The organism is Polaromonas sp. DSP2-3-2b2 (assembly GCF_049895905.1).
Lineage (GTDB): Bacteria > Pseudomonadota > Gammaproteobacteria > Burkholderiales > Burkholderiaceae_C > Polaromonas.
This window is the reverse complement of sequence record NZ_JAFCTH010000046.1, coordinates 1-6,915: the sequence shown is the minus strand read 5'-3', so window position 1 is coordinate 6,915 and position 6,915 is coordinate 1. Positions and strand designations below refer to the sequence as shown.

General features: G+C 62.7%; 5 protein-coding genes and 3 pseudogenes. 5 read left to right on the top strand and 3 right to left on the bottom strand.

The features are described from left to right. The 3 genes and pseudogenes from ACP7AD_RS18395 to ACP7AD_RS18385 all read left to right on the top strand — a co-directional run. Positions 1-341 (top strand): annotated as a pseudogene (locus ACP7AD_RS18395) (hypothetical protein); the annotation flags it as partial. Between the two features lie 212 nt (positions 342-553). Further along, positions 554-1,567: a tyrosine-type recombinase/integrase gene (locus ACP7AD_RS18390; protein WP_426149202.1), complete on the top strand. Its 1,014-nt coding sequence runs from the start codon at positions 554-556 to the stop codon at positions 1,565-1,567. Between the two features lie 12 nt (positions 1,568-1,579). Then, on the top strand, positions 1,580-2,743 hold the full coding sequence (locus ACP7AD_RS18385) for a hypothetical protein (RefSeq protein ID WP_426149201.1): 1,164 nt from the start codon (positions 1,580-1,582) through the stop codon (positions 2,741-2,743). Between the two features lie 49 nt (positions 2,744-2,792). Here ACP7AD_RS18385 and ACP7AD_RS18380 read toward each other — a convergent pair. From ACP7AD_RS18380 to ACP7AD_RS18370, 3 genes and pseudogenes are all read right to left on the bottom strand, one after another. After that, a pseudogene (locus tag ACP7AD_RS18380) lies at positions 2,793-3,275 on the bottom strand (DNA polymerase V subunit UmuC); the annotation flags it as partial. Between the two features lie 82 nt (positions 3,276-3,357). Further along, positions 3,358-3,798, bottom strand: coding sequence for a LexA family protein (locus ACP7AD_RS18375; protein ID WP_426149200.1), 441 nt, complete (start codon positions 3,796-3,798; stop codon positions 3,358-3,360). Positions 3,799-3,953: 155 nt separating this feature from the next. Further along, positions 3,954-4,193, bottom strand: coding sequence for a hypothetical protein (locus tag ACP7AD_RS18370; protein WP_426149199.1), 240 nt, complete (start codon positions 4,191-4,193; stop codon positions 3,954-3,956). Between the two features lie 150 nt (positions 4,194-4,343). Here ACP7AD_RS18370 and ACP7AD_RS18365 point away from each other — a divergent pair. Beyond that, positions 4,344-5,442 (top strand): annotated as a pseudogene (locus ACP7AD_RS18365) (IS5 family transposase). 178 nt (positions 5,443-5,620) lie between these two features. Beyond that, on the top strand, positions 5,621-6,409 hold the full coding sequence (locus ACP7AD_RS18360; RefSeq protein WP_426149203.1) for an alpha/beta fold hydrolase: 789 nt from the start codon (positions 5,621-5,623) through the stop codon (positions 6,407-6,409). Positions 6,410-6,915: the final 506 nt, after the last annotated feature.

Here is a 6,915-nt window from a genome sequence, read left to right as displayed (position 1 = left end):
CCGACGGTGTCTACCGCCGTGCCGACTGTCGTGACCATTGCCATCGGTCACGTTCGCCGGAATCAGCGGTCACGTTGGTCCGGAATACTCAGCTGGACGACAAAACGCTCGATCCGTTGGAATTGCGACGTGCGATAGAGGCGACGTTTGCGCGTCGCAAGATGGCGCTGCCCTCCTGCGGGTCCTCCCTGCCTTCAGGACTGAGCGATCTGTTTGCGCAGAATGCCCTCAAGCAGACGCAGTGGAAGGCATTTCTCAGGAAGAACGGGCTCGGTGCCTTGGCCTTGGGCGACGTGGTGGCACGGCTGCGCAATGAATTGGAAATGATCGGCGTCATTTAAAGGACAGTCACCATAATTGCATTTACAACAAACACCCATCCCAATAACCCTGAACGACCTCCCCCCCCCGGCCTTGAGGGGGAGTGAAGGGGAAATGAGGAAGGCCAAAGTCAGGCTTCGCTTTTTACGAGGGGGTTGGCAGGGGGCGGGAGGGGTATGATTTGTTGGGCAGATTTTGTTGTAAATGCAATTTATCTCGGAAGGTGATCGCGATGAGCGACGTGACTGGTTCGGACCCCGACGCCTTCTTTGCGTCCTGGCAGACCGCCCGGCTGGCAAGTAAGGAATTGAAACCCATGGGCGCGGCCGGTTTGAGCCAGGCTTCGCTGGTCTGGCGCCACTGGCTGGCGTTTTGCACGGTGCACGGCGTCGCCTGGGATGCGGCGCGCAGCGTCGACATCGCCCGGTTCTGCCAAGCCATCGGCCCACGCTCTTCCTTGAAGAAAACCTCGCCCGTCACGCGGCGGCGCTACTGGCGCGTGCTGCGCGACCTGTACGCGCATGCGCTGGCCTGCGGCCTGGTCGCGGTCAATCCCGCCGAGGGCGCCCAGCCGCCGGCCACTGAGCGCGTGCCTTCGCTGGCGCTGTCTTTACCCATGTGGACCGCGCTGCACGAAGGCCTGTATGAACACTTTCCCGGCTGCGACGACTTCAAGGCTAGGCGCAACCGCCTGGCGCTGCTGCTCATGATGCGCGCCGCCCTCACCGTGCGCGAGATCATCGGCTTGACGCTGGACTGCGCCGAGCCGGGCGCGAACCCGGTCGAAATCACCAGCGGGCCCGGCCCCCAATACATCTTGCGCGTGCGCAAGGCGGGCGGCGGGCACGAACGGGAATTGCAGCTCGATCCGGAAACCAGCCGGGCGCTGCATGCCTGGCTGGAGGTACGCCCGGTCGGCCTTCCCGACTTGCATCCGGGCAGCCGCCTGGTCGTGGGCGACCGCATCGGCCGATCCATCGCACCCAACGGCCTGTACAACATCTGCCAGGCGCACCTGGCGCGCTGCCTGGCGGCAAAAGGCTTGCTGGCCGAGCAGGCGCCCCACACAGTCCTCGATCCGGGCCTTCTCGCCCACATGGGCCCCAACACACTGCGCAACACCTGCATCGCCGGGTGGTTCAATGCCGGCGTGCCATTGCAAGAGATCCAGCGCCGCTGCGGCTTCAAGGACGCCAGCGTCATGAGCCGCCTGGGCGCGCACCTCGTCAATCCTCATCCGCTTTGAAGGCCGCATGTGATGCAGCCACTAGTAACCCCAAAGCGCGAGAACGCGGCGCTGCAGCAATTGTGGCGCCAGGTGTGCGCCTCGCGCGGCACGCCTGCGCCTGACGCGGCGCGGCTTGTCGGCTTCGTCGAGGATTTGGGCGGGCTCGAGCGGGACAAACTCGAAAGCGTCCTGCTTCTGGCCGCGCGGGGCCGGGAACCGGCCGGCGAGTTGAGCCTGCTCAGCTGGGCCGCCGCCTGCACGCGCCCTGCCCTGCTGGACCAGCTTCAAACCCATGGGCTGACCTTCACCAGTGCCAGTCTGTTTGCCTGCGGCTTGGTGCACAGGGAAAAAGGCTGGGACATGCAGCACCGCATCGCGCAACTTCAAAACAACCCTGCGGACGTGGACACGCTGCGCGCCTGGGTGCCTGCCGCATTGCCCCTGGGACCCGGTCAAGCTCAAGAGGACCCGCCAAAAGAGGTAGGACCCGACAGCCCTGAAGACAGTGATTTGGCACAACCATTTTTCCCATGGCCCGATAATGATGGCGACAACGGCTTGCCCGAGGGCCAGACGCCCGGCTGGGAGGGGAAACCCATGGACGCAGTGGATGCATTGCCGGCCGCGTCAAACCCTGCGGCGGCCCTACCCGTGCTGCCTACCCGCTTTGTGCGCCAGCGGCCGGAGACTTTTACCAACGCCTCCGGCGCGGCCAGCGCCGAGCACTCCCCGGACGCGCCCCGGCTGCGCCTTCGACTTTTTGGCAAGGTGGCGGCGCACACGCTGGAGGTCACCGCGCACCGACGGGGCGGCGATTTTATGGGCGTGCACGTGGTCAGCATTGACTCGGCCCATACCCTGGGCACCAGCGGGGGCTATGGCTGGGAGCGCAAGCTGGTGATTCAGCTCACCCCTGAGGAAATGCCGGCCGTCATCGCCACCTTGATGGGCCTGACCCCTTCGGTGCGCTTTGGCCGCCACGGCGCGGATCGCGACAAGTTTGTCGAGGTGCGGCGCCAGGAAAGCGGGCTGGTGATCGTCACGGGTGACAAAGCGCTCAGCTACGCGGTGCCCGTGCCGGTCGCCACCGCCTGCTACGTGCTTGACCTGTTTTGCCGGTCCATGACCATGGCCGCCCCCGGACGCAGCGTTGCGGACGTGCTAATGCTGGTCAAAAGCGCGCATGGCTTTTGACGGCCATCGGGCCAGGCAAAACCATTTTTCAGTCAATGTCGCGCACCCGGTAGCTGCCAGGCTTTCGCTCGGCGGTCTTGGCAATATGGTTAGCCAGCTTGGCCAGGGTCTTGGTTGAGCCAATACCGATCCCGGTCGGAATGCCGGTCCACTGCAGGATGCGCTCGCGCACGCTTTTAGCCCGGGCGGTGAGGTCACCGCGCACCCCCGTGAGGTCAACGAAGCTTTCGTCGATGCTGTAGACCTCTTGATGCGGCCCCAGCCCGGCGGCGATCGACATCATGCGGTCGCTCATGTCGCCGTAAAGCGTGAAGTTGGCCGACAAGCCCACCAGCCCGTCGCTGTCGTTCAAGTGCCTGACCTCGAACCAGGGCGCCCCCATTTTCACGTTGAGCGCCCGGGCCTCATTGCTCCGGGCGATGCAGCAGCCATCGTTATTGCTGAGCACCACCACCGGCCAGTGCTTAAGGCTGGGCCGAAAAACACGCTCGCAAGAGACATAAAAATTATTGCCGTCGACCAGCGCGAACAGGGCCATGGCAGTGCTCCTTGGGTTGCTTCGTTGAAGACGTCCGGCCGTAGCGTCCCTGGTGCCGGTGCGTTCGCGACGTTGGCTACGGGCGCAGTTTGCGGATCGTGTACGTGACCACGCCGCAGATGGTCAAGGTCTGCCCTTCCTTGAGTAAGAGGGGCGGAAACGTCGGGTTGGCCGCGCGCAGCGAGACCGAGCCGCCCTTGGAGCAAAAGTGCTTGACCGTGAACTCGCCGTCGACCTCGGCCACCACCACGTCCATGTGATGGGGTAAAAGCGCCCGGTTGACCACCAGCAGGTCGCCGTCGCAGATGCCCGCGTCCACCATCGAGGTGCCGCGCACGCGCCAGAAGAACGTCGCCGCCGGGTGCGTGACCATCAGGTCGTTGAGGTCGCAGCGCTTGACCGCAAAGTCCGCAGCCGGCGAGGGAAAGCCCGCCCAGACTGTGCCCTCGACCATCGGCAGCGGCAAGGGGCCGCTCGATTGATAGCGCGTGGCGGTGGGCGGCAAATGGCTGTACATATATCCAGTAGTGTAACTCTGGCGCTTTCAGGAACATGCACGGTGCAATCCCGAATGTCGGCAAATCAAGACTTGAAGTAGGAAAGGAAGTCCAAGCCGGCCCATGCCGGCAAACCCAAGGGGGCCAGGCGGGGTGTTTGGCAGGCGCTATCGGGTCAGCGGCTCAGCTTGAACTCGAAGTAGGCCTCGGCCGATTCGCCCAGCGAGCGAAAGCCGGCTTGCCGGGCCAGGTCCGAGGCCTTTTGCCATTGGATGGCCTGGGCCACCTCCTCCTTGCCTACCTGATCGTTACCGCTTTCGCTGAGATTTAGCCAGGCGCGGTAGGCGAGCACGACCTCCTCCGGCCCGCCCAGCGCCTTTTCCAGGGCTCGGCGGTACTGCTCCTCGGCTTTCATGCGGGCATCGTCTGGAATCTCAGGGAAATCTTGCAGGGTGATGCAGTAGCAGGCCGCTGAAATACCTCAAAGCAAAGCCTTCCGGTTTCCTGTCTCACCGGATAATCTGAAGCGGTCCCTTTTCTAACCCGAGACAAACCCAGTTTACCCATGCGCGGAGCCGACACCTTCACCGAAAGCCCGTTCACGCTGCACCGCCTGGAGGACTTTGTGCCGGCCGACCATCCGCTGCGCGCGATACGCCAGATGGTCAACGAGGCGCTGGGGAAGATGGATGCGCTGTTTGCAGGAATGTACGAAGCGCACAGCAAAGGCGGGCGGCCCAGCATCGCGCCCGAGAAACTGCTGCGCGCCATGTTGCTACAGGTGTTTTACAGCATCCGTTCGGAGCGCCAGCTCATGGAGCAAGTCTAGTACAAGCTGCTGTACCGCTGGTTCATCGGCCTGGCCATGGAGGAGGCGGTGTGGGTGCCCACGGTGTTCACGAAAAACCGCGAGCGTTTGCTGGCGCACGATGCGGTCATCGAGTTGTTTCAGTCATGTGCTGCAAAGCGCCGACGAGCACGGCTGGCTCTCGGGCGAGCACTTCAGCGTGGACGGCACGCTTATTCAGGCTTGGGCGAGCCACAAGAGCTTTGTCCGCAAGGACGGCAGCGATGGCGACCAAGGAGGCGGCAGCTTCAAGGGGCAAAGCCGTTCAAACGAAACGCACGAATCAAGCACCGATGCGGACGCCAGGCTGTACCGCAAGGGCAAGACGGCCAGCGAACTGCGTTTCATGGGTCACACGCTGAGCGACAACCGAAATGGTTTGATTGCGAGCACCATGGTGACGCGGGCTGATGGCCACGCCGAGCGCGAAGCGGCTAAGGTCATGATTCATGATGCCAGGCAAGCTGCGATTGATGAGAAAACTCAAATCACGCTGGGTGCGGACAAGGGTTATGACGCCCAGGAGTTCATCGAGGCATGCCTGGCGATGAATGTTGTGCCGCATGTGGCGCAAAACACCTCGGGCAGGCGCTCGGCAGTGCCAGACGCCATCGCCCAGAAAGCGGGTTACGCTGTTTCGCAGCAAAAGCGAAAGCTCATCGAGCAAGGCTTTGGCTGGGCCAAAACGGTGGGCGCAATTCGCCAGGTGATGGTACGCGGGCTTGAGCGCGTGGACCAGATGTTCGTGCTGACGATGGCTGCGTACAACTTGACGCGCATGCGAACCTTGGGACAAGTCCGTCTGCAGGGGCAATAAATGGATAAAAAAGGCGCCAAGAGCGAGTCAAGTCGCGAGCCGCAACCCAAAAAGGCACTGTGATTTCAAAATATGAAAAATAATCGGAAAAACCAACCACTCCAAATCAGTTGCTGTGCCGGCGCAGTCAGTATTTCAGCGGCCTGCTAAAGCACGAACATCGGAGGACAATACCGTCATGTCCCTTCATTTTGAACGCTTGGGCACGGGCCGACCGCTGCTGATGGTCCATGGACTTGGGGCAAACCTGCGCACCTGGGATCCGCTCTTGACCGCATTGCGTGGTTCGCGCGAACTGATATTGGTCGACCTACCGGGACATGGCAGGTCGACCCCGCTTGCGGGCCGGCAGACGATTGAGGCTTATGCGGACGCCCTCGCCAGCTTTGTGCAGTCGCAAGGCTTAGGGACAGCGGACCTTGTCGGTAGTTCGGTGGGGGGCCGGCTGGTGCTAGAGCTGGCGCGGCGGGGGATTGGTCGGAACTGCGTGGCGCTCGATCCCGGCGGTTTCTGGCACGGCTGGGAGACGCGCTGGTTTCACTGGACGCTCGCGGCATCGATTCGCCTCGTGCGGTTGCTGCGGCCCTTTCACCCCAGCCTGTCACGTCATGCCTTTACCCGCACGTTGCTGCTGGCCCAGTTGTCGGCCCGTCCGTGGCTGCTGCCACCGCTCCTTGTAGTGAGCGAGTTGCAAAGCTTGGCAGCCACGCCGGTGTTCGATGCCATGCTGCGTGAGTTGGCGCGCGGGGCGCTCCAGCAGGGCTCGGCAAAGACTCCCGGCCGGGTCACCATCGGCTGGGGCCGCCAAGACCACCTGCTGCTGCCGCGTCAGGCCGTACGCGCCCAAGCAGCTTTCCCGTCGGCCCGGATGCACTGGTTCGAGCGCAGCGGCCACTTCCCGCATTGGGACCAACCCGTCGAGACGGCGCGCGTGATTCTTGAGACGGACGGCGTGAACGCCGCTTGAAAGCCACTTTGCTCCAGAATCCAGAATCTAGCAGCCAGTCGATGATGCGCTGAACTTGGGGTTTGGGGCGCAGTGGAACACAAAACATGGTTAAGCGGAGAATTTCCAGCTATGTTGGGCCGGTAACTTCTGACCTTGCCTCTGGATGAACCAGCAACGCCTCATCGCTCCAGTGGCGTTGCTGGGCATCGCTGGCACGGCGCACCAAGTGCGCGTAATAGCCAGGCGTTGACCTGCAATACGCGGCACTCCGCCGAGGCCGGCTACAGGCGGCGGTGCTGCTCAATGAAGGCGCACTTGAAATCGACCCTCTTGCAAAGTACGCCGTCGCTTTTTCCAAAATTTCGCGCTCCATCTTCACGCGTGCCAGCTTGGCTCTAAGCCGGCTGATTTCCATCTGCTCAGCACTTACGGTCTTGCTGTCGGCTCCCCCCCCGTGTCAGACTAGTTGCCGCTCCCATGATTGCGGATGATCCGCATTGGAGCGTTATTCATGACAACAAATC

Bases quoted from the DNA above. Each gene is read 5' to 3' on its own strand.
- ACP7AD_RS18360 (WP_426149203.1), top strand. From the start codon at position 5,621: ATGTCCCTTCATTTTGAACGCTTGGGCACGGGCCGACCGCTGCTGATG.
- ACP7AD_RS18390 (WP_426149202.1), top strand. From the start codon at position 554: ATGAGCGACGTGACTGGTTCGGACCCCGACGCCTTCTTTGCGTCCTGG.
- ACP7AD_RS18375 (WP_426149200.1), bottom strand. From the start codon at position 3,798: ATGTACAGCCATTTGCCGCCCACCGCCACGCGCTATCAATCGAGCGGC.
- ACP7AD_RS18385 (WP_426149201.1), top strand. From the start codon at position 1,580: ATGCAGCCACTAGTAACCCCAAAGCGCGAGAACGCGGCGCTGCAGCAA.
- ACP7AD_RS18370 (WP_426149199.1), bottom strand. From the start codon at position 4,193: ATGAAAGCCGAGGAGCAGTACCGCCGAGCCCTGGAAAAGGCGCTGGGC.